The 21,026-nt window shown below is 73.5% G+C and carries 17 protein-coding genes; 8 read left to right on the top strand and 9 right to left on the bottom strand.

From position 1 onward, the window contains the following. Window positions 1-13: 13 nt before the first annotated feature. The 4 genes from IE99_RS0106100 to IE99_RS0106085 all read right to left on the bottom strand — a co-directional run bounded on the left by IE99_RS0106100 (window position 14) and on the right by IE99_RS0106085 (window position 6,741). Window positions 14-3,712, bottom strand: a complete 3,699-nt coding sequence (locus IE99_RS0106100; RefSeq protein ID WP_051712093.1) for a multifunctional oxoglutarate decarboxylase/oxoglutarate dehydrogenase thiamine pyrophosphate-binding subunit/dihydrolipoyllysine-residue succinyltransferase subunit — start codon at window positions 3,710-3,712, stop codon at window positions 14-16. Between the two features lie 175 nt (window positions 3,713-3,887). Further along, entirely contained in the window at window positions 3,888-4,559 is a 672-nt protein-coding gene (locus IE99_RS0106095) for an AIM24 family protein (RefSeq protein WP_030164867.1), read from the bottom strand. A 123-nt stretch (window positions 4,560-4,682) separates the two neighbouring features. After that, window positions 4,683-5,603, bottom strand: a complete 921-nt coding sequence (locus tag IE99_RS0106090) for a glutathione S-transferase family protein (RefSeq protein ID WP_030164865.1) — start codon at window positions 5,601-5,603, stop codon at window positions 4,683-4,685. A 64-nt stretch (window positions 5,604-5,667) separates the two neighbouring features. Next, the gene (locus IE99_RS0106085) at window positions 5,668-6,741 is read right to left on the bottom strand and encodes an NAD(P)H-dependent amine dehydrogenase family protein (RefSeq protein WP_030164862.1); all 1,074 of its coding nucleotides are present in this window, start codon (window positions 6,739-6,741) and stop codon (window positions 5,668-5,670) included. A gap of 234 nt (window positions 6,742-6,975) precedes the next feature. Between IE99_RS0106085 and IE99_RS0106080 the strand changes: the two genes are divergently transcribed. After that, on the top strand, window positions 6,976-7,878 hold the full coding sequence (locus IE99_RS0106080; RefSeq protein WP_030164859.1) for an SDR family oxidoreductase: 903 nt from the start codon (window positions 6,976-6,978) through the stop codon (window positions 7,876-7,878). A gap of 4 nt (window positions 7,879-7,882) precedes the next feature. After that, window positions 7,883-8,677 (top strand): enoyl-CoA hydratase/isomerase family protein, encoded by a 795-nt coding sequence (locus tag IE99_RS0106075; protein WP_030164856.1) that lies wholly within the window; start codon window positions 7,883-7,885, stop codon window positions 8,675-8,677. 103 nt (window positions 8,678-8,780) lie between these two features. Here IE99_RS0106075 and IE99_RS0106070 read toward each other — a convergent pair whose 3' ends face one another. Continuing rightward, a complete protein-coding gene (locus IE99_RS0106070) occupies window positions 8,781-9,620 on the bottom strand; it encodes a sirohydrochlorin chelatase (RefSeq protein WP_030164853.1) in 840 nt (279 codons plus the stop codon). Between the two features lie 448 nt (window positions 9,621-10,068). On the opposite strand from IE99_RS0106070, the gene IE99_RS0106065 reads away from it, so the two are divergent. From IE99_RS0106065 to IE99_RS0106040, 6 genes are all read left to right on the top strand, one after another. After that, window positions 10,069-12,537: a sensor histidine kinase gene (locus IE99_RS0106065; RefSeq protein ID WP_245623079.1), complete on the top strand. Its 2,469-nt coding sequence runs from the start codon at window positions 10,069-10,071 to the stop codon at window positions 12,535-12,537. Beyond that, window positions 12,534-12,965 (top strand): roadblock/LC7 domain-containing protein, encoded by a 432-nt coding sequence (locus IE99_RS0106060; protein WP_030164847.1) that lies wholly within the window; start codon window positions 12,534-12,536, stop codon window positions 12,963-12,965. Before IE99_RS0106065 ends, IE99_RS0106060 begins: the two co-directional genes overlap by 4 nt. 1 nt (window position 12,966) lies before the next feature. Then, a complete protein-coding gene (locus IE99_RS0106055; RefSeq protein ID WP_030164845.1) occupies window positions 12,967-13,380 on the top strand; it encodes a DUF742 domain-containing protein in 414 nt (137 codons plus the stop codon). Next, a complete protein-coding gene (locus tag IE99_RS0106050; protein ID WP_030164842.1) occupies window positions 13,361-13,948 on the top strand; it encodes a GTP-binding protein in 588 nt (195 codons plus the stop codon). Before IE99_RS0106055 ends, IE99_RS0106050 begins: the two co-directional genes overlap by 20 nt. Before the next feature lie 139 nt (window positions 13,949-14,087). Continuing rightward, complete coding sequence (locus IE99_RS0106045; protein WP_037558767.1) at window positions 14,088-14,630, top strand: DUF1707 SHOCT-like domain-containing protein; 543 nt, start codon at window positions 14,088-14,090, stop codon at window positions 14,628-14,630. A gap of 41 nt (window positions 14,631-14,671) precedes the next feature. Continuing rightward, complete coding sequence (locus IE99_RS0106040; protein ID WP_030164831.1) at window positions 14,672-17,077, top strand: hypothetical protein; 2,406 nt, start codon at window positions 14,672-14,674, stop codon at window positions 17,075-17,077. Between the two features lie 162 nt (window positions 17,078-17,239). Here IE99_RS0106040 and IE99_RS0106035 read toward each other — a convergent pair whose 3' ends face one another. The 4 genes from IE99_RS0106035 to IE99_RS0106020 form a co-directional block, all read right to left on the bottom strand. Then, entirely contained in the window at window positions 17,240-17,425 is a 186-nt protein-coding gene (locus IE99_RS0106035; RefSeq protein ID WP_030164829.1) for a hypothetical protein, read from the bottom strand. Between the two features lie 121 nt (window positions 17,426-17,546). Then, window positions 17,547-19,442: an endonuclease/exonuclease/phosphatase family protein gene (locus IE99_RS0106030; RefSeq protein ID WP_245623078.1), complete on the bottom strand. Its 1,896-nt coding sequence runs from the start codon at window positions 19,440-19,442 to the stop codon at window positions 17,547-17,549. Between the two features lie 101 nt (window positions 19,443-19,543). Next, window positions 19,544-20,632, bottom strand: a complete 1,089-nt coding sequence (locus IE99_RS0106025; RefSeq protein ID WP_030164821.1) for an alcohol dehydrogenase catalytic domain-containing protein — start codon at window positions 20,630-20,632, stop codon at window positions 19,544-19,546. A 74-nt stretch (window positions 20,633-20,706) separates the two neighbouring features. Next, complete coding sequence (locus tag IE99_RS0106020; protein ID WP_030164818.1) at window positions 20,707-20,898, bottom strand: ferredoxin; 192 nt, start codon at window positions 20,896-20,898, stop codon at window positions 20,707-20,709. Window positions 20,899-21,026: the final 128 nt, after the last annotated feature.

Genomic DNA, 21,026 nt, shown 5'->3' with positions numbered 1-21,026 from the left:
GACCGTCCCGTCTCTACTGGTCGTCGCCGAACAGGCGGGCGAGCAGCGCCTCCTGCTCCGCCATGTGCAGCTTCGCCGACCCCACCGCCGGAGACGACGACGCCGGACGCGACACGCGCGTCAGCCTCAGCCCCTCGATGTGGTGCGGCAGCTTCAGCGCCATGAACGGCCACGCGCCCATGTTCGCCGGCTCGTCCTGGACGAACACGACCTCGGTGTGCCCCGGGTACTTCGCCAGCTCCGCCTTGATCTCGTCGACCGGCGGCGGGTACAGCCGCTCGACCCGCACGATCGCGGTGTCGGTGGCGCCCTTCGCGTCCCGCGCCGCCGCCACGTCGTAGTAGATCTTGCCGGTGGTGAGCAGCACCCGCCGCACCCCCGCCGGGTCGATCGCCGGGTTCGACTCCGGGATCACCGGCTGGAACGCGCCCTGGGTGATCTCCGCGACCGGCGACGTCGCCGCCTTGTGCCGCAGCAGCGACTTCGGCGTGAACACCACGAGCGGCTTGCCGCGGCCCGACAGCACCTGCCAGCGCAGCAGGTGGAAGTAGTTCGCCGGGGTCGTCGGGTACACGACCGTCATGTTGTCCTGCGCGCACATCTGCAGGTAGCGCTCGATCCGCGCGGACGAGTGGTCGGGCCCCTGGCCCTCGTACCCGTGCGGCAGCAGGAGCACGACCGCGGAGTGCTGACCCCACTTCTGCTCACCGGACGAGATGTACTCGTCCACGACCGACTGGGCGCCGTTGGCGAAGTCGCCGAACTGGGCCTCCCAGCAGACCAGGGCGTCCGGCCGCGTCATCGAGTAGCCGTACTCGAAGCCCATCGCCGCGTACTCGCTGAGCAGCGAGTCGTGCACGTAGAACTTCGACACGCCCTGCCCGAACTGCTTCAGCGGCGTGTGCTCCTCGCCCGTCTTGCGGTCGACGAGCACCGCGTGCCGCTGGCCGAACGTGCCGCGCCGGCTGTCCTGCCCGACGAGCCGCACCGGGCGGCCGTCGATCAGCAGCGACCCGAGCGCGAGCAGCTCGCCGGTCGCCCAGTCGAGCGCGTCGTCCTCGACCATCTGCGCGCGGCGCTGCAGGATCGGCTGCAGGCGCGGGTGGACGCTGAAGCCCTCCGGCAGCGAGACCTGCGAGTCGATGATCCGCTTGACGGTCTCCGGCGGGATCGCGGACCCGGCCGACGCGTGGTCGATCGGGATGCTCTCCTCGACGTCCGGCTTGACGACCGACCCCGGCTCCAGGGGCTTCTTCACGGCCTCGCGGGTCTCGGTGAAGGCCCGCTCCAGCTGCTCCTGGTAGTCGCGCAGCGCCTGCTCGGCCTCCTCGACCGTGATGTCGCCGCGGCCGATCAGCGCCTCGGTGTAGAGCTTGCGCACCGAACGCTTCGCGTCGATCAGGTCGTACATCAGCGGCTGCGTGAACGACGGGTTGTCCGACTCGTTGTGGCCGCGCCGCCGGTAGCAGACCATGTCGATGACGACGTCCTTCTTGAACGTCTGCCGGTACTCGAACGCCAGCCGCGCCACGCGGGCGCACATCTCCGGGTCGTCGCCGTTCACGTGGAAGATCGGCGCCTGGATCATCCGGGCCACGTCCGTCGCGTACACGCTGGAGCGCGAGTACTCGGGCGCGGTGGTGAACCCGACCTGGTTGTTGATCACCACGTGCACGGTGCCGCCGGTGCGGTAGCCGCGCAGCTGCGACAGGTTCAGCGTCTCGGCGACGACGCCCTGCCCGGCGAACGCGGCGTCGCCGTGGATCAGGACCGGCAGGACGGTGAAGCCGCCCTCGCCGACGTCCAGGACGTCCTGCTTCGCCCGGACCACGCCCTCCAGCACCGGGTCGACGGTCTCCAGGTGCGACGGGTTCGCGACCAGCTCACAGCGGATCTTCGACCCGTCGTCGGCGACGAAGTCGCCGGACGCGCCGAGGTGGTACTTCACGTCGCCGGAGCCCTGCGCGCTGCGGGGGTCGAGGTTGCCCTCGAACTCACCGAAGATCTGCGCGTAGGACTTGCCGACGATGTTGGCGAGGACGTTCAGCCGGCCGCGGTGCGCCATGCCGATGACGACCTCGTCCAGGTTCGCCTTGGCGGCCGCCGAGATCACCGAGTCGAGCAGCGGGATGACGGACTCGCCGCCCTCCAGCGAGAACCGCTTCTGCCCGACGAACTTCGTCTGCAGGAACGTCTCGAACGCCTCGGCGCTGTTCAGCCGGCGCAGGACGTGCAGCTGCTCCTCGCGCGACGGCTTGTCGTGCGGGACCTCCACGCGCTCCTGGATCCAGGCGCGCTCCTCCGGGTCCTGGATGTGCATGTACTCGATGCCGACCGTCCGGCAGTACGCCATCCGCAGCACGCCGAGGATCTCGCGCAGCTTCATCGTCGACTTGCCGCCGAACCCGCCGGTCGCGAACTCGCGCTCCAGGTCCCACAGGGTGAGGCCGTGCTTGAGGATGTCGAGGTCGGGGTGCCGGCGCTGCTTGTACTCCAGCGGGTCGGTGTCGGCCATCAGGTGGCCGCGGACCCGGTAGGCGTGGATCAGCTCGTGGACGCGGGCGACCTTGGCGACGTCGTCCTCGTGCGAGGCGGAGATGTCCTTGACCCAGCGCACCGGCTCGTACGGGATGCGCAGGGCCTCGAAGATCTCGTCGTAGAACTCCTCCTCGCCCAGCAGGAGCCGGTGGATGCGCCGCAGGAAGTCGCCGGACTGGGCGCCCTGGATGATCCGGTGGTCGTAGGTGGAGGTCAGCGTCATGACCTTGCTGATCCCCATCCGGGACAGCGTGTCCTCCGACGCGCCCGCGAACTCCGCGGGGTGCTCCATCGCGCCCACACCGATGATCGTGCCCTGGCCCGGCATGAGGCGCGGCACCGAGTGGACCGTGCCGATCGTGCCCGGGTTCGTCAGGCTGATCGTGGTGCCCTGGTAGTCCTCGAGGGTGAGCTTGTTGCCGCGCGCCTTGCGGACGATCTCCTCGTAGGCGGCCCAGAACTGGCGGAAGTCCAGCGTGTCGGCGGCCTTGATGCTCGGCACCACCAGCTGCCGGGTGCCGTCGGGCTTCTGCAGGTCGATCGCCAGCCCGAAGTTGACGTGCTCGGGCCTGACCAGCACCGGCTTGCCGTCCACCTCGGTGTACGCGGCGTTCATCTCGGGCATCGCCGCGAGCGCCTTGACGATCGCGTACCCGATCAGGTGGGTGAAGGAGACCTTCCCGCCCCGCCCGCGCTTGAGGTGGTTGTTGATGACGATCCGGTTGTCGATCAGCAGCTTGGCCGGGACGGCGCGCACGCTCGTCGCGGTCGGCACCGAGAGGCTGGCCTCCATGTTGAGGGCCGTCCGGGCGGCGACGCCGCGCAGCCGCACCTCCTCGGCGCCCTCGGGCGCCGGCGGCGGGGCCGCCTTGGCCGCGCCCTTGGGGGCCGGCTCGGCGGGAGGCGCCTTGGGCGCCTGCACCGGCGGGGGCTGTGTCGGCGGCGCGGCCGCGGTGCCGCTCGGGACGCCGGCCGCCGCCGCGCCCTCCTCCGGAGCGGTGGTCACGGACGGCCGGGAGCCCGGCTGGTAGTCCGCGAAGAAGTTCCACCAGGCCTCGTCGACCGAGTTGGGGTCCTCGAGGTACTTCTGGTACAGCTCGTCGACCAGCCACTCATTGGCACCGAAGTCTGTGATCTTTGGGTCGGCACTGGTCTGCGCTGACTCTGTCGACACGGCGGAGATCGCCCTCTTCCGCAGCTCGCAAGTGAGATAAGAGACGGCATCAAGGCTACTCGTACTTACCGCACCGAGACGCCAACCTGCGGTGGAGTGGCCCGTCCCGCCTGAGAAGGGGCCGCTTCTCAGGCAATTGCGGGACGTTCGTCCTATTTCACTCTCCGAAAAGACGTCAGTGAGTGTGCGGCGCCACAGTGGGGCCCTCGCTGGCCTGGACGAGGACGAAGCCCTGGCCCTGGAACGCGAGCTGCATGGCCTCGCCGCTGCCGCGGCCGATCAGGGCGCCGGCCTTGAAGGTGCGGTTGACGCCGACCTGGAGGCTGGTGCTCCACGCGACGGCGGACTGGCCGTCGGCGAACGTCGGGGCGCGGCCGCAGTCGAGCATGACCGGGGTGCCGTGGGTGGTGAGGGCGACCCAGCCGGTGCCCTGCAGAGTGGTGTTGAACAGGCCGCCCGCGGCGATCCCGGCGCCCTGGACGCGCTGGATGTCGGACTGGAGGGTGGAGTCGTAGGCGAGGATGTTCTTGCCGTTGACGGTGATGCCCTCGTTCTCCAGGTAGAAGAGGTGGATGTCGTCGGCGTCGTTGGCGACGAAGAGGAGGCCCTGGCCCTTGACCCGCATGAGCGGGACGCCCTCGCCGGTGAGGGCCTTCTTCATGAACTTGCCGATGCCGCCCGAACCCTCGTAGTCGAACTCCATCTGGCCCTGGAAGGCGACCATGGACCCCTGGCGGGCGAGGACGTCGCCGTTCAGGTGGACGCGGAGCATCTTGGAGTTCTGGAGCGCGAAGTGGCCGGGGAGCGGCTGGCCCTGGTCGAGGTTGCCGAAGAATTGGCTGCGCATGTCGTGGCCTCTCATGTGGGTCGGAGTATCGCCAGCATAACGATCTGATTCGACCGGGTTTGAACGCTTTCGTTCCGGTGGCCTGATCCGGGCGTCGGACGATCGGGATCCTGATCGCGCTGGTCAGCCGGTGCCGAGGTGCGCGCGGCCGTGCGGGGCGGTCCAGTCCATGGCGGGCCCCTTGGGAACGACGCCGGACGGGTTGATGTGCGGATGCGTCCCGTAGTAGTGCCGCTTGATGTGGTCGAAGTCGGTCGTCCCGCCGAACGCGGGGATCGCGTAGAGGTCGCGGGCGTACGCCCACAGGTTCGGATAGTCGACGAGCCGGCGCAGGTTGCACTTGAAGTGCGAGTAGTAGACCGCGTCGAACCGGGCCAGGGTCGGGTACAGGCGGACGTCCGCCTCGGTGACGCGGTCGCCGAACAGGTAGCGCCGGCCGGCCAGCCGCTCCTCCAGGCGGTCGAGCGTCTCGAAGAGGGCGTCGAACGCCTCCTCGTAGGCGTCCTGGGCGGTGGCGAACCCCGCCTTGTAGACGCCGTTGTTCACGGTCGTGAAGACGACCTCGTTCAGCGCGTCGATCTCCAGGCGGAGCTCCGCCGGGTACAGGTCGGGGGCGCCCGCGCGGTGGTGCGCGGCGAACTCCGTCTCGAACATCGTGGTGATCTTCGGATAGTCGTTGGTGACCAGGCGCTCGGTCACCGTGTCCCAGACGCACGGCACCGTGTAGCGGCCCTCGAAGGACGGGTCGCTCGACAGGTACAGCTCGGACAGGAACACCGCTCCGGTCACCTCGTCGCGCTCGGGGAACCGCCAGCCCCGCTCGTCCCGGATCGGGTCGACGACACCGACGCCGATGGCGGCCTCCAGGCCGAGGAGGCGCCGGACGATCAGCGTCCGGTGCGCCCAGGGGCAGGCATAGGACACGAACAGCCGGTACCGGCCGGGCTCGGCGGGATACCCGCTCGACCCGTCCGCGGTGATCGTGTCGGTGAACCGGTTCGGCTGCCGGACGAACCGGCCGCCCGAGATCTCCTGCGCGATCATGTTGGCGCCCCTTCCCGCGTGCCCGCCGCCCGCTCCTGCTTGCAAACTACGCCCGCCGCGCGGATCAGGGGCCGTCGAGTTCCATCCGGCCGGTGACGAGGGGCAGGTCCAGGTACGTCCTGATGCCGGGCTCGGCCGCGCACACGACGGGGATCGCGTTGACGGCGTGCGAGGCGGCCGCGGCGACCCCGCTGGTGACCCAGTCCTCGCCGGTGGTGAGCGTGATGGAGGGGCGGCCGTGCACGCGGACGGCGTACCCGGGCGGCCCCCAGTCGGGGATGCGGGCCGCGTCCGCCTTGTGGACGACCTCGATCGTGATGACGGGCCGCCCTCCCGCGAGGCCGCTGACCGTCCAGCGGGCGGCCGCGACGCTCCCGCGCCGGACGACGCCCGCCGCGGTGGGCAGGTCGGTGCCGGCGAAGCGGTAGTCGACGTCCACGTCGATGTCGTCGAGGTCGACGCGGAGCCCGGCCGCCACCAGGTGCAGGCTCTCGGAGAACACCGACCGGACGGCGGTGCGGGTGGGGCGCAGCGAGCGCAGGTAGGACTCCTCGTCCCTGCCGATGCCGAGGGTGTCGTGGACCAGCCGCCAGGACGGGTGCTCCGACAGGTCCATGCATTCGCGGACGTACACGTGCGTGATCCGGCGGGACAGCCGCGACAGCACGATCGGCATCACGTCCGGCATGAAGCCGGGGCTGACCCCGCAGCCGTGCACGGACACGCCGCCGCGCTTGCACGCCTGCTCCAGCTCGCTCGCCAGGCGGGGGCCGTGCGCGTAGGGGTAGACGAGCCCGGTCAGGGAGATCACGTTCTTGCCGGACGCGAGCAGCGCGCGGACCGGCTCGAGGTCGGCGAACGGATCGCCCATCGGGCCGGGCGCGTAGACGACGCAGTCGGCGTCCAGCGCGAGGATGTCGTCGATGTCGCCGGTGGCGGGCACGCCGATCGGGTCGCGGCCCGCCAGGGCGGCGGCGTCCACGCCGTGCTTGCCCGGGGTGTGGACCCAGGCGCCGGCGAGTTCCAGGCCGGGCCGGTCCAGGACGTCGCGGATCACGGCGCGGCCGACCGCCCCGGTCGCCCACTGGACGACGCGGTAGGGGCGGGGGAGCGGAGGGGTCGCTTCGTCCGGGCTCATCGGGGGAGGACCTCCGGGTCGGCGGGCGATGGCAGAGGAGACTACGCGTACCGTCCCGGTGAAATCGTGCATTCGACGCAACTTCCCCAGAAGCCGCAGGAGTGGCCCCCGGTCCGGTGTGTCGGCGGGCACCCCAGGGAGGCGAAGCCGAGCGACATTCGGTTTACTGGTGCCACGGGGGCGACCCCGTGGTGATCACCGTGATCGCAGTCGGTGCGATGTGAGGAGACAGACATGTCGGAACTGCGCTACGACGGCCGCGTCGCGGTCGTGACCGGGGCCGGGCACGGCCTCGGCCGCCAGCACGCCCTCGAGCTGGCCGCACGCGGTGCGAAGGTCGTCGTGAACGACCTCGGCGGCGACCGGACCGGCGCCGGGGCCTCCGCCGGCCCGGCCCAGGAGGTCGTGGACGAGATCAAGAAGAACGGCGGCGAGGCCGTCGCCAACCCCGACAACGTCGCGACGCCCGAGGGCGCGCAGGCGATCGTCCAGACCGCGCTGGACGCGTTCGGCAAGATCGACATCGTGGTCAACAACGCCGGCATCCTGCGCGACAAGTCGTTCAAGAACATGTCCGTCGAGGAGTTCGACTCGGTCATCGCCGTGCACCTGCGCGGCTCCTTCCTGGTCTCGGGCGCCGCGTGGACGCACCTGCGCGAGCAGGGCTACGGCCGCATCGTCAACACCTCGTCCCCGGCGGGGCTGTTCGGCAACTTCGGCCAGGCCAACTACGCGACCGCGAAGATGGGCCTCGTCGGGTTCACCAAGACGCTCGCGCAGGAGGGCGCCAAGTACAACATCAAGGCCAACGCGATCGCCCCCGTCGCGTGGACCCGGATGACCGAGGACCTCCTGCCCGCCGACTTCGCCGACAAGCTCGGCGTCGACCAGGTCACGCCGCTCGTGGCGTGGCTCGCGCACGAGGACAACACCGACTCCGGCGAGGTCTACACGGTCGGCGGCGGCCGGATCGCCAAGATCTTCGTGGCGGAGGGCCCCGGCTACGGCCAGAAGGCGACCCTGTCGGTCGAGGACGTCCGCGACAACTGGGCGGCCGTCAACGCCGCCGAGCCGCTCACGGTCTTCAAGAACGTGGGCGAGCAGATGGGTCCCCTCATCCAGCAGCTCACCTCCTGAGCCGTTGGGCGGGATCGCGCTCGACCGGCGGGACGGGGTGCTCACCATCACCCTGTCCCGCCCGGACCGCCTCAACGCCGTCGACGGCGCCCTGACCGAGGAGATGCTCGACGTCCTGCACGAGCTGATGCGCGACACCGCGACCCGTGTCGTCGTGCTCACCGGTGCGGGCCGGGGCTTCTGCTCCGGCATGGACATCCAGGGCGACGGCGGCGAAACGAGCTCGCAGGGCCGCGCGCAGCGCCTCTACCAGGGCATCGCGCGGGGCGGCGAGGTCACCGCCCGGCTGCGGGAGATCCCGCAGCCGGTGATCGCGGCCCTGCACGGCCCGGTCGCGGGCATGGGCGTCTCCTGGGCGCTGGCCTGCGACCTGCGGGTCGCCGACCCCACCACCCGTTTCGTCGTCCCGTTCACCAACCTCGGCCTGTCGGCCGGCGACTGCGGCCTGTCCTGGCTGCTGCCCCGGCTGGTGGGCCCCGCGCGGGCGGCGGAGATCTCCTACCTGGCCCAGCGCCTCGACGTGACGCGCGCCGAGGCGCTCGGGCTGATCACCGAACTGGCCCCCGAGGGCGGCGACCTGGACGCCGCGCACGCCCTCGCCGACGCCCTGCTGGCCCGCTCCCCGTACGGCCTGCGCCGCACGAAGGAGCTGCTGAACATGTCCTTGGACGTCCCGGGCCTGCGTCAGCAGCTGCTGGCGGAGACGGGCATCCAGACCCTGGCGTTCTTCACCGAGGACCTGGTCGAAGGCATGTCGGCGACCATGGAGAAACGCCCGCCCACCTTCCACGACCGCTGAGAGGATCCCCGACCCGGTCCGGCGGCGGGCACCGCAGGAGCGAGCGCCGGTGAACGCCGTGCGGTTGCCCGTCGCCGCCCCGGGCTGAGGGGGGTCGTCCCCCTCAGCCCGCCAGGGCGGACGAAAGAGCCTCCACGTAGCGCAGCGCCGCCAGCCGGGCCAGGGCCGGGTGGGCGCCCAGGGGTGCGGCGTAGGCGGCGCCGACGGCCGCGGCCGCGGCGGGGATCCGGCCGGCTTCGGGCTCGATGCCGATGAGGTGGGGGGCGAGCGCCACGCTGGCGGCGCCGGACGCGCGCAGCTGGTCGGCCATGGCCCGGAGGGTCGCGTCGTCGGTGAGCGAGCCGGTGAAGACGGGGGAGGCGAGCCGGGAGGCCAGCAGGACGCTGGTGACCTCGGCCTGCCGGACGGCGGTCGCGCCGCCGGGGGTGGCGACGATGACGCCGGTCGCGGCGGTCACCATGGTCATCATCCGGATGCGGTCGGCGCGGGCGAGGCCGGCGTCGGCGAGCCGGTCGTGCAGCGCCTCGGCGATGAGGGGGTGCGGGCCGAGCGGCTCGGCGGCGACGGCGCGCACCGGGGCGGCGGCGATGGCCGCGCCGATCGCGGCCTCGAGCGCCGGGTCGGGCCCGGTGGTCAGGGGGACGACCACGGCGGTGACCTCGTCCTGGCGCGGCAGGGCCGCGAGGACCGCGGGCAGGCTCGCCTCGTCGCCCGCAACGTGGCCGACGAGCGCGGGCTGGCCGGTGTGCTCGATCTCGACCAGCCGCGCGAGCTCCGCGGCGATCTCCGCGCCGGTCCGCCGGGCGGCGCCGGGCACGGCCAGGACGAGCGTGGGCGAGCCGGGGGGCAGCAGGAAGGATTCGTCGCCGCGGTGCCGCCCGCCGCGGGGTGTGCGGCGGCGGCGCGACGGAAGTGCCTCGGATGCCTGGCTATCGGAACTCACGGCGGGAATCGTAACGCCCCCGCGGTCGTGCGGCGGCGCCATGCCCTGCTCAAGCCGCGGGTACGGGGGGTCGTCCGGCCGCCGCGGGGGGCCGGTCGCGGCGTCGTCGCCGCGGTCGCTGCCGGTATAGATCGCCGGTCTCCCTTCCAGACGGGTCGCTGGATACTCTCTACCACCGACAGGGGGCTACGGGGCATATGGGACGAAACTTCTCCCGGTGCGGCCGTCCGCCTTTATCATCGCAGGGTCCGGGGCCATCCGGCCGTCCGATCGCCGGAAGCGCCGACGTAGTAGGCTCCGGCAGACCCCCGTATACCCCGCATCGGGAGGTTTCCCCGCATGTCGCACCCCCAATGCCGAAGGCCGAACCCGTGAGCTTCCCGCAGCAGAGGCTGGTCCGCCCATCGTGATGGCCCCCCGCCTCTCCTCGATCCGCACGAGGACCGCCGTGCTGGTCCTCGTGCCGCTGCTCGCGCTCGCCGCCCTGTGGAGCTTCCTCACCGCGGTCACCTTCGGCGACGCCCTGAACCTGGTGCGGGGCCAGACGTTCCAGGAGGAGGGGCTCACCCCCACCCAGGACCTCGTCATCGCGCTGCAGAGGGAACGCCGCCTCTCGCTCGCCGAGCTCGGCGACCCGCGCACCGCGAACTCCGGTGCCATGCGGAGCCAGCGGCAGGCCACCGACCAGATCAGCGAGGTGCTTCGGAGCAACGTCCGGGGTGAGAGCCTGCGCGGCGTCAGCCAGCACCGCGTCCTCCAGCGGCTCGACGCGCTCGTCACCGCGCTCGGCACCCTGGACGAGATCCGCCGCGGCGTCGACCAGCGCGCCACCGACCGCGCCCGCGCCCTGCGCGAGTACTCCGACCTCATCGACGCCTGCTACGCCGTCTACACCGCCGCCACCCCCCAGGACGGCAGCATCACCTCCGACGCGCGCGCGCTGACCGCCATCAGCCGGTCCCGCGAGTACCTCTCGCGCGAGGACGCCCTGCTCACCGGCGCGCTCGCCGCCGGCCGCCTCACCGCCGCCGAGCGCGGCGAGTTCGCCCAGCTCGTCGGCGCCCAGCGGAACCTGTTCAGCGACAGCACCCGCGACCTCTACGAGGACGACCTCGCGAAGTACCGGCTCATCACGTCCTCGCCGCAGTACGCGCAGCTGCGCGCGCTGGAGAACCAGGTCATCCGCGGGGAGCTCGACCGCACCACCGGTCCCGCCGCGCCCACGTCGCCCACGACGTCCGCGACGCCCGCCCGTCGGCGGACGGGCACGCCCGCCGACGGCGCCCGCACGAGCTCCGCCCGCGCCCTGCCCGTCGACCCGAGCAGCTGGCGCTCCCTCATGGACACGGTCAACGCGCGCCTGTTCGCGTTCGAGGACCAGGTCCTCGACCACATCGTCGGGCACGCCCGCGGCATCGCGATGGGCGTCTTCGCGCGCCTCGCCGTCGCCGGCGGCCTCGGCCTCCTCGCCATCCTGGTGTCGACCCTCATCGCCGTCCGGGTGTCCCGCCGGCTCATCCGCGAGTGCCGGACGCTCGCCGCGGGCGTCGTCGACTTCACGCGCGAACGGCTGCCCCTGCTCGCCCGGCAGGCCCGCGAGGGCAAGCCGATGGACCCGGGCGAGACCCCCGAGTTCGACTACCGGATCAACGAGATCAAGCAGATCGCCCACTCGTTCGACAGGGCCCGCGACGCGTTCCTCGGCGCGGCCGCCGGCGAGATCGCCGCCCGCCGCGGCGTCAGCGAGGTGTTCGTCAACCTCGCCCGCCGCAACCAGGCGCTCGTCCACCGGCAGCTCAGCCTGCTCGACACCATGGAGCGCCGCACCGAGGACCCCGCCGAGCTGTCCGACCTGTTCCGGCTCGACCACCTCGCCACCCGCATGCGGCGGCACGCCGAGGGCCTGGTCATCCTGGCCGGCAAGTCCGCCGGACGCGGCTGGCGGCGGCCCGTCCCGCTCGTCGACGTCGTCCGCGGCGCCGTCGCCGAGGTCGAGGACTACCCCCGCGTCCGCGTCCAGCCGCTGCCGCGCGTCGCGCTGGTCGGCTCCGCGGTCGCCGACGTCATCCACCTGCTCGCCGAGATCGTCGAGAACGCCACCACGTTCTCCCCGCCGCAGTCGCCCGTCCGGGTCAGCGGCCACCCCGTGTCCAACGGCTTCGCCCTGGAGATCGAGGACCGCGGCCTCGGCATGACCCCCGAGGCCCTCCGCGCCGCCAACGAGCGGCTGGCGCACCCGCCCGAGTTCGACCCGTCCGACAGCGCCCAGCTCGGCCTGTTCGTCGTCGCGCGGCTCGCCGAACGGCACGAGATCAAGGTGACGCTCCGGCCGTCGCCCTACGGCGGGACGACCGCGATCGCGCTGATCCCCGGCGCCCTCCTCGTCGAGGACGCCGAGCCGGACCAGCCCGTCCGCCGCACCACCGGCCCGCTCCCCCTGCCGCAGGCGCAGCCGCCCGCAGCGGTCGCCGCCCCGGCCGCGCCCGCCGTCGAGGCGCCCGTCCGGCTCGTCGAGACCGTCCCCGAACCGGTCGCGGCACCCGACCCGGCTCCCGCCACGGCCGCCGCGCCCGAGCCGGCCGCCGCGCCCGAGCCCGGCGGCGACCTTCCCAAGCGCCGCCGGCAGACCCACCTCGCGCCCCAGCTGAAGGCGCGGGTGGACGCCCACCTCGCCGCCCAGGGCCTGCCGGTCCCCGAGCCCGCTCCCGCGGAGCCCGCCCCCGCCGCGCCCTTGGCCGCCCCTGTACCCCCTCCCCCCGGTCCGGGCGGGGACGACCGTTCACCAGAGACGATGCGAAGCAAGCTGTCCGCCATGCAACGCGGCTGGGAGCGCGCCCGTACCGACGCGCCGCCCCCGGACGCGGAGCACGGCGAGGCAGGGCGGAACCGAGGCGACCAGGAGGACGACACCCCATGACGAATGCCCAGCACTCCGGCAAGGAGTCTCAGGGCGGTGCGGGCGCCGAGCTGAACTGGCTGCTCGACAGCCTCGTGCAGCGCGTCGCGCAGGTGCAGAACGCGGTCGTCCTGTCCAGCGACGGGCTGCGCATCGCCGCGTCGCGCGGCCTCGCCGCCGAGGAGTCCGATCACCTGGCCGCCGTCGCGGCGAGCTTCCAGAGCCTCGCCCGCGGCGCCGGGGAGTCGTTCGGCGGCGGGCCCGTCCGGCAGACCATCGTGGAGATGGAGTCGGCGTTCCTCTTCGTGACCGCCGCCGGGCGCGGCGCCTGCCTCGCCGTCCTCGCCGACTCCGACGCCGACCTCGGGATGATCGCCTACGAGATGGCGATGCTGGTGACGCGCGTCGGCCAGCACCTGTCGGCCGATCCCCGGGTGGCGGGGGTCTGACATGGACGGCACGGAAGGAGAGGGGCCGCACGGCACCGGCTGGTACGACGACGCGGCGGGCCCCGTGGTGCGCCCCTACGCGCTCACCCGCGGCCGCACCCACTATGAGGGCGGCGAGTTCGACCTCGTCGCCCTGATCGTCACCGCGGAGGCCGCCCCCGAGGCCGACGGCGCGCTCCCGCACGCGCCGTGGGCCCCGGAGCCGGAACATGAGATGATCTTGGACCTTTGCCGTACACCGCTGTCGGTCGCCGAGATAGCGTCGGACCTCGAACTCCCGCTCGGGGTCGTCCGCGTCCTCCTCGGCGATCTGCTCGACCACTCGCTGATCGGTGTCCGGCGCCCCGCCCCGGTGGCGCAGTTCCCCAGCGAGCGCGTACTCAAGGAAGTGATCGATGGAATCCGTGCGCTCTGACACGGCCGCCCCGCCCGCGGGCGACTCGGCGCTGACCGTCAAGATCCTCGTCGCCGGCGGTTTCGGCGTGGGCAAAACCACCCTCGTCAGCGCGGTCAGCGAGATCCGCCCGCTGCGCACCGAGGAGGCCCTCACCGAGAAGAGCATCGGGATCGACGACACCAGCGCGGTCGCGTCGAAGACCACCACCACCGTGGCGATGGACTTCGGGCGCATCACGCTGCCGAACGGCCTCGTCCTCTTCGTCTTCGGCACCCCCGGCCAGGACCGCTTCTGGTTCATGTGGGACGAGCTCGCCAAGGGGGCCCTCGGCGCCGTCGTCCTCGTCGACACCCGCCGACTCGCCGACTGCTTCGCGTCCGTCGACTACTTCGAGCGGCGCGGGGTCCCCTTCATCATCGGCGTCAACCGCTTCGACGGCGCGGCCCCGCACACCGCCGACCAGGTCCGCGACGCCCTGGACCTGCCCTCCGACATCCCCGTCGTCTCCTGCGACGTCCGGGACCGCGAGGACGCCAAGCAGATCCTCATCACCCTCGTCGAGCACATCATGAGGCGTATGAGCTGAGCGGGGCGATGGCCGCGCCGGCGCGCCGGGGCCGGTCGCGGTGTCCGCGCGGGCACCCTGATCGGTCGTCCGGACCTCTCGTTCCGAGAGGATCGGGAAGTTAAGATACATCGCAACTCCGCCCGGAAGGGGAGACGCGATGGACGTCGAGCGGCGCGCCTCGGATCGCGAGCGCGATGAGGTGCTGGTGCGGCTCCACACCGCCTACGCCGAAGGCAGGCTGGACGAGAGCGAACTGGACGAGCGGATCGACCTCGCGCTCGCAGCCCGCACGCGGGGTGATCTCGGACGGGTGGCGGCCGACCTGCCGCAGGGGCACGCGGACGCGCCGGCGCCCGCGCGCGCGACCGCCGGGCGGCTGCAGGTGGCCTACAAGGGCGGCGTGCGGCGTTCCGGGCGGTGGCGGGTGCCCTCCCGGTTCACCTCCGCCCTCTACAAGAGCCACGCGGTGGTCGATCTGAGCGCCGCCGAACTGACCGGGCCGGTCACGGTGATCCGCGTGATCGCCTACAAGTCGGACTCCGAGATCGTCGTGCCCCCGGGCGTCCGCGTGGAGGCCGGCGGGCTCGGCGTCTCCGCGGATGTGGGCGGCGATCCCGCACCGGGTGCCCCCGTCGTGCATGTCCAGGGTTTCGCCTACAAGGGGGCAATTGTGGTGAAAGGTTGGAAGCAGCCGCGGTGAGCTGATAGAACGCTCCCGCATTCAGCAGTGAGGGAGCATTCGTGACGGCCAGCACTCCGGAGCAGGACGAGCACGCCGGGTCTCGTGCGGTCCGGCGACGCCTGACGTTCGGGGTCGCCGAGGGACTCGCCGGACTGCCCGGGGGGATGTCGCCCTGGCAGCGGGCCTACGAGGCGTGGCGCACCGCCGGTGTGCCCTGGGGGCACGACCTCCCCGCGGAGCCGGTGCCGAACGCCGCCGGGGACCCCGCCGCCGCGAACCGGGCCGTCGCGAACCGCGCAGCCGTGAGAGCCCCGGCCGCCGAGGTTCCGGCCGCGCCGGTGAAGGCGCGGAGGCGCCGGGGGCGGCGTGCCGGCGCGGTGGTCCTGGCCGGTGTCGTGCTCGCGGGAGGCGGGGCCGCCTACGTCGCCACGCGGGACGAGGGGACGCTCCGGCGGGCTCCGGCACCCGGCGCCGTGGTGGCCGAGCGGGCGTTCGCCGTCGATCCCGCGGCGAAGACGGACGGGCTCGTCCAGGAGCTCGCGTCCATCGCCGCGGCCGGGGGCACGGTCGTCGCGGTCGGCCACGAGGGCGGGGCGGGCCGGGAGCGCGCCGAGTTCCTCCACGCCGACCGGGGGACCTGGCGGCTCGCGCGGGTCCGGAACGCGGACGGGGCGGAGCCCCCGGTGGGCGACCGGGCCCAGCTCGTGGCGGGCGCCGCCGGAGGATGGGTGGCGCTCGGCCGCGCTGCGGGCGGGGCCGTCGTGTCGTGGACGAGTGCGGACGGCGGGACGTGGGTCCGGCAGCCGGCGGGCGGGTTCACGCCCGCCGACCGCGTGAACGGGCTCGTGCGGGCCGAGGGCGGGTTCGTGGCCGTGGGCAGCGCGGGCGCCGGCGGGGCCGTCGTGTGGAGCTCCGCGGACGGACGGGCCTGGCAGCGCGTCCCGGTCGGCAAGGACGCGACCGCGTTCGACCGGGTCGCGGCGTCCGGGCGGGTCGTCGTCGCGCACGGGACGTTCGCGCGGAAGGTGACGAAGAAGAAGGGCAAGAAGAAGGTCACCGCGACCGTGCGCGGGGACGGGCTGTGGCGCTCCGCCGACGGCGGCCGGACGTGGGCGCCCGTGGGCGTCCCGCAGGCGCAGGGCTCGCATGGCCCGACGAAGGGCCTCGTGGCCGGTCCCGGGGGAGTGTTCGCGACCGCCCGGGACGGGAAGCGCGCCACCGGCAAGGGCAAGAAGCGGAAGACGTCGCGGTTCGGTGTGCTGTTCACGTCGCCGGACGGCCGGACGTGGAAGCCCGCCGGGCAGTTCGGTGCGGAGAGGTTCGCCGGCGTCGACCGGTTCGGGGGGAGCGCGGACGGGTTCGCCGCCGTCGTACGGGTCGAGAAGGGGCCGCGCGCGGTGCTCGGCAGCACCGACGGGAAGACGTGGCGGCGGCAGGGCACCGTCGGGCCGCCGCAGGTGAACGGGCTGACGGTCGCGGGCGGTTCCGTCGCGCTGGCCGGCCGGCGGGGGGACGACGCCTTCCTGTCCGGCGTGGATCTGCGCGCGGTCCCGGGGGCCGTCCGTCCCGAGCGGACGGTCCGCGCCGTCGCGGCGGGGCCGGGCGGGCTCGTCGCGGTCGGCGGAACCAACGGCGGGGTGGCGGTGTGGAGCGCGCCGGACGGGGCCCGGTGGACGCGGGCCGGCGTCCCGATGGCGGCGGGTTCGCTCGCGGACGCCGTCCACGGCCCCCAGGGATGGGTCGCCGTCGGACGCGGCGTCGCCGGTGCGCTCGTGCTGGCCTCGCCCGACGGGCGGACGTGGAGCCGGCCGTCGTTCCCGCCCGGTCCGGCGCCGACCGGCGTCGCGTCGGGCAAGGCCGGATACGTCGCGGTGGGACCGGGAGGCGCCTGGCGTTCGGGCGACCTCAAGGGCTGGCGGCGCGCCGGGGTGGACGGCACGCTCGCCGACGTCGTGGCCACCTCGAAGGGGTACGCGGCGGTCGGCGCGAAGGGCACCGCGCCCGCCGTGTGGACGTCGCCCGACGGTCTGAAGTGGACGGCGGTGAAGCTGCCCGCCGATCCGGCGACCGGGCCGCTGACGCAGGTCGCCGCGCGCGGGGACGTGGTCGTGGCGGTCGGCACCGGGCCCGCGCCGCTCGTCTCGCCGGACGGGGGCGGCACCTGGAACACGGGCGGCGCCGGCGTGCCGCCGGGCGCCGCGGGCCTCACCGCCGTGACGGCGACGGCCACGGGGTTCACCGTCGCGGGCACCGCCGGCGGGCGGGGCGCGGCCCTGTGGTCGTGGTCCACCGGAACGGCCGCGGGGCCGGGAGGCGCGTCCTGGCGGCGGCTGCCGGTCCCCGGGCTGGACGGCCCGGGGGACCGGCGGCTCACCGCCCTGTCGGGCCTCGGGAAGGGGTTCGTCGCGGTCGGCGCGGCCGCCGACCACAGGGGCGAGGCGCCGCTGCTCTACCGGGCGCCGTAGCCCAGGGGTGCCACGGAGTCAGCCGTTGCACCCGCAGGAGCATCCCTTGGGGCACGAGCATCCGCTGCCATGTCCGCAACTGCACGATTTGTTCGCCATGGACGGAACGTAACCCCGGCGCCACGCACCGGTCTATCACCTCGGGGGGCATGTGCGCCTATCTCACGGGTTGATGTGCAGATCCACGCCCAGCAGCACGAGGAACCAGAGGAAGACGGCCAGCAGCGCGCTGGCGACCCGGCGCACCAGGTCGGCGGTGATGTAGCCGCGGTCCCAGGCGATGAACACGCCGATGATGATGTAGATCAGGGCGACGACGCTGATGCCGCTCCGGGAACGGTACGCCATGTGGGCGACACCTCCATGTGGGGGGATGTGACGATCGACCGTTTCCCCAGGGGGGCGAAGGAAAACGCCGGAGGTGTTCAGGGCGGGGTCGTGCCGATCTTTTCGGCACCGCCCAAACGGGTCATCCGTCCGACAGGTCGATGCGGACGACGGTCGGGTCGCGGTCACCGGCCCGCTCGGCGAACTCGGCGTTGCGGTGCACGATGTCGAACTCGTGCCTGCGCTTGCGGAGGGACGGGCTGAGCAGGATGTGGTCGAGCGTCTCCGCGTTCCCCTGGGTGACGGCGGTGTACCGGTCGCCGCGGGGAAGCCGCGCGGGCAGGTCGGTCAGCCCGCCCTCCTTCTCCAGCCGCCGGACGGGGGCGGAGCCCTCGCGCTCGTTGAGGGACCCGGCGACGATCACATTGGCGTTCGCGTCCACGGCCCGGACGGACCGCACGAATCCGGCGACGATCCGGGCCTGCGCGTCCCGCCGCCAGCCGCTGGGCCGCTGCGGCGGCTGGAACCGGCCGAAGACAGGCTGGTCGTCGCGGGTGCCGGAGTACAGGCGGCCGGCGACGACGATGATCCGGCGGCCCTGCCAGGTGACCTCCCCGGCGACGGGCTTGCGGGTCGACGCCCACGCGCCGTCGCCGGGCGCGATCCGGCCGGGGCTGAGGCTGAGGCCCGCCGTGCCGCCCTGCGGGACGGCGCGCACGGCGGTCGTGCGGGGGTCGGGGCGGGCCGCGGGCGGCTCGTCCGGCATCGGGTCCTGCTCGGCCGGGCGGTCCACGAACGCGAGCCCCCGGTCGGTGCGGAACAGGAAGCCGACGCGGCTGTTGTGGCCGTCCTCGCCGCCGTCGGCGTCGTCGCGGGGGTTGACCGCCCGCCAGTCGTAGCCGGGACCGCCCGCCTCGCTGATCGCGGTGATCAGCTCGGCGACGGTCTGGTCGGCGGCGACGGTGCCGTCGTCGGCGGGGCCGCTGTTGTCCTCGAGCCCGCTGATGGCGATCAGGTCGGGGCTGCGCAGTCCCCGCACGATGTCGTCGGCGAGGGCGCGGAACCGGGCCTTGGGCGCGTCGGGGTGCAGGCCGTCCAGCCCGGCGGTGGCGACGGCGATCTCCCCGGCCCGCTGCGGACGGGTCGTCTCGCGCCGCGGCGTGCCGGCGGCGCGGCGCGGGGTCGCGGTGAGCAGCAGCGAGAAGTGGCCGTAGGAGTAGTCGAGGACGCCGTCGTTCGGGCCGGGCAGCCGGTCGCCGACGTTCATGCCGGGCAGCGGCGCGAGGGTGTCGTCCAGCAGGACCCGCTCGGGGTTGGCGTCGCCGTCGCGCGCCAGGATCCCGCCGCGCTCGGTGCGCGGCCCGGCGCCGTCGCCGTTCGCGGGCAGCACCGCCACCTCGCCGTCGCCGGACGGCCCCACGGCGACGGCGTCCCGGAGGCGGACCCGCATGCCCTCGAGGGATTCGTAGAAGTCGAGCCCGTTGCGCTTCGGGGCGAACGCGTCGCTCTTCTCGACGTCGCCGGCCCTGGCGCGCACGACGCTCGCGGGGGCCCTGCGCCCCCCCGGCCCGAGCACGACGGGCGCGGGGAGCGCGGCGCCGCGCGCGTGGACGGTGACGCGCTCCGCGTCGATCTCGGTGCGGGTGAGGTTCCCGGACGCGCCGCCGCCCGGCCGGAACTCGCTGACCCGGCCGTCCACCCGCACCGCGTCGCCCGGGGCGGCGGACGGCCGGGTGCGGGTGAAGACGAAGACCCCCTCGGACGTGGCGTCGCTGCCGTCGGGCTCCGCGTCCTGCATCCAGAACCCGTTGCCGGTCACGGCCGTCACGACGCCGGGCACCCTCGCGACCGCCCGCCGGTGCAGCGGCGACACGTGCCCCGCGCCCTGCACGTCGCGGATGCGGACACCGGGCGCCGCGGCCGCGCCGGCGGGGAGGGCGGGGAGGGCGGGCACGGCGAGGGGGACGGTGACGGCCGCGGCCGCCAGCAGCACCGTCGCGGGACGGACGGCCCGTCCCGCTCCACGCGCGTACGCCACCCCACGCTCCCGATCGTCCGTGTGCGCCGGCGACAGGGCGCGCCGACGCCAAGGATCGTACGCGGGGACGGGCCCGGGAGTGGCATTCCCCCGGGCCGGAATCAGTCGAAGAGGACGACCTGCCTGATCACGTCGCCGTCGCGCAGCGCGCGGACGGCGTCGTTGAGGTCCTCGAAGCGGATGCGGCGCGAGATCAGCCCGTCGATGTCGAGCTTCCCGGCGCGCCACAGGTCGACGAACAGCGGGATGTCGCGCTTGAGGTCGCAGCCGCCGTAGAGGGACGCCTTGAGGCTCTTGCCGTCGAAGAGGAGGGCGAACGCGGTCTGGCTCCATTCGTCGTCGATCGCGCCCGCGCCGACCACGATGACGTCGCCGCCGCGCCGGGTCGCGTTCCACGCCGTCGTGATGGCCGCGGACCGGCCGACGACCTCGAACGTGCAGTCGAAGCCCGCCCCGCCCGTGAGCAGGCCCTTGGCCTCCTCCAGGCCGTCGGGCGTCGTGGTGTGGGTGGCGCCGAACCGCTTGGCGACGGGGTGCTTGGCCTCGTTCGGGTCGATCGCGAGGATGGTCGCCGCGCCGGCGATCTTGGCGCCCTGGATGACCGAGAGGCCGACGCCGCCCGCGCCGACCACGGCGACCGTCGAGCCGGGAGCGATCCGCGCCGTGTTGAACACCGCGCCGACGCCGGTGGGGATGCCGCAGCCGAGCAGCGCCGCGTACTCGAACGGCACGTCGTCGGCGACCGGGACGACGCCGCGGCCGGGCACGACGATCTCCTCGGCCCAGGTGCCGGTGCCCGCCATGCCGAACGCGGGGGTGCCGTCGCCGAGCCGGAAGCCCGGCGAGGAGAACGACTCGGCCAGGTGGGTCATGCAGAGGTAGGGCTCGCCGCGCCGGCACTCGGCGCACAGGCCGCAGTCGGGCGTCCAGTTGACGACGACGTGGTCGCCCTCCCGGACGCCGCGGACGCGGTCGCCCGCGGCCGTCACGACGCCGGCGCCCTCGTGCCCGATGACGGTGGGCGTCGCGGTCGGCAGCACCCCCGTCATCGTGGAGAGGTCCGAATGGCACACCCCCGTCGCCTTGATCCGCACCTTGACCTGATCGGGTCCGGGGTCGACGGCGGTGACGTCGTCGCGCAGGTCGAGCTCGGCGTCGCCGACCGCGTGCAGTACCGCGGCTCGAGCCATGGCTGCCTCCACATCGAGGTGGGGACGGCCCGCGGCCTCGGCGGGCCGTCCGGGGGGTGGGGACGACGGCCGGGCTAGTCCTCCAGGGCCAGCGCCGCCTTGGGGCAGGACCGGACGGCGTGCCGCACCCGGTCCGCGTGCTCGGCCGGCACGTCCGGCATGAGGATCTCCAGCATGTCGTCGTCGTTGAGGTCGAAGACCTCCGGCGCGATCCCGACGCACACGGCGTTGGCCTCGCACACGAGCGGGTCGACTGTCACCTTCATCGCATTGCTCCGTTCACGATCCCGGTGAGGTACGCTCGCTCACCTCGAAAGTAGAACACGTTACATTCTGGGTCGGCAAGACCCGAGCGCCGCCCCCCGTGATCTCGGATAGTGTGCCCCGCGGAGGA

Source organism: Spirillospora albida, assembly GCF_000718255.1.
GTDB lineage: Bacteria > Actinomycetota > Actinomycetes > Streptosporangiales > Streptosporangiaceae > Spirillospora > Spirillospora albida.
This window is presented reverse-complemented; position numbering and strand designations above follow the sequence as displayed.